This is a genomic window from Echinicola sediminis (genome assembly GCF_054777495.1).
The window spans coordinates 1-1,248 of the sequence record NZ_BAAHAP010000226.1; the positions used below are offsets into that span (position 1 = coordinate 1).

The following is a 1,248-nucleotide window of genomic DNA, read 5'->3' on the forward strand; positions in this document are numbered from 1 at the left end:
GTTGTTAAAACCCCATTAAATGGAATCTAAGAAAAAAAGACCCGCTATTCTGGTTGGCGTATTATCAGAAGTGTTGGAGTTGTGCGGTTTAAGTGATCTTGTAATTTTTGGAGCATTCGATAAGGATGCTGAAATGTGTGGAAATTACGGGGTGAGATATTTGGGAAATGATGATAATGCCAAAGCTCAATTTGCTGGGCTTAAGGATAAAAATGTTGTTTTAGTGCCTGATGAGCCAAAAATTAGAGAGAAACTACATAAGTTTTACAGAGATATAGGGTATAAATTTTGCCATTTAATTTCTCCCAATTCTTATTTATCTCCTTCTGCTATACTGAAGGAAGGTGTCATGGTACAATCTTTCGTAAATATATCATGTAATGTCAAGGTAGGGGGCTTTGTACGTCTCAATACCTATTGTAATGTTATGCATGATGTTGAGATAGGAGATTATACTACAATAGCTCCCAATGCAGTCGTATTAGGGAATGTCAAAATTGGAAAATGTTGTTATATAGGTGCAAATGCAACAATTTTACCAGGACTTATAGTCTGTTCAAATACTGTGGTAGGGGCAGGAGCTGTTGTTACTAAAAATATCACTGAGCCAGGTACGTATGTAGGTGTTCCCGCAAAAAGGGTTTTATTAAATAAAAGATAGTTGATTATGGTCGATTTTTCTGATTTATTAGTTCATAAACGTATATCCATAAGAGAATCTCTTGAATTAATGGATTCTCTTAGAAAGAAGCTTTTAATAGTAATAGACAATGAAGATAAATTTGTTTCATTGTTATCTATTGGAGATTGTCAAAGGGCTATTTTAAAAGGAGTAGATTTAGAGCGTTGTATTGAAGAAATATTAATAAGCGAAAATATTGTAGCGTCTCCTTGGGAATCTGAAAAAGAGATCAAGTCAAAAATGCTAAAGATAAGGGCTGAATTTATGCCTATTGTCGATGAATTAGGACAGATCTCAGACGTTATCTTTTGGGAGGATGTTTTTGGAAATGAAACGGAGCGGCCATTAAATAAATTCGATTTACCCGTAGTGATAATGGCAGGAGGTTTTGGCACTAGATTAAAACCGATCACAAATGTTTTGCCCAAGCCCCTTATCCCCATTGGTGATAAAAGCATGCTAGAGGAGATTTTTTTGAAATTTTACCGGCATGATTCTAAGAGGTTCTTTATTTCGGTGAACTACAAAGCAGATCTTATCGAATATTATCTCAAAAGCTTGAATTT

2 protein-coding genes are annotated in these 1,248 nt (G+C 34.9%); both read left to right on the forward strand.

Going from position 1 to position 1,248, the window contains the following annotated elements; translation table 11 throughout:
* Positions 1 to 19: 19 nt before the first annotated feature.
* The gene (locus ACYVAA_RS22890; protein ID WP_460546399.1) at positions 20 to 661 is read left to right on the forward strand and encodes an acetyltransferase; all 642 of its coding nucleotides are present in this window, start codon (positions 20 to 22) and stop codon (positions 659 to 661) included.
* Positions 662 to 667: 6 nt separating this feature from the next.
* Positions 668 to 1,248: sugar phosphate nucleotidyltransferase (locus ACYVAA_RS22895; protein ID WP_460546402.1), on the forward strand; the 581-nt coding region annotated here is incomplete at its 3' end.

Excerpts from the sequence above, each read along its gene's own strand:
- ACYVAA_RS22890 (WP_460546399.1), top strand. The coding sequence starts at position 20 with ATGGAATCTAAGAAAAAAAGACCCGCTATTCTGGTTGGCGTATTATCA.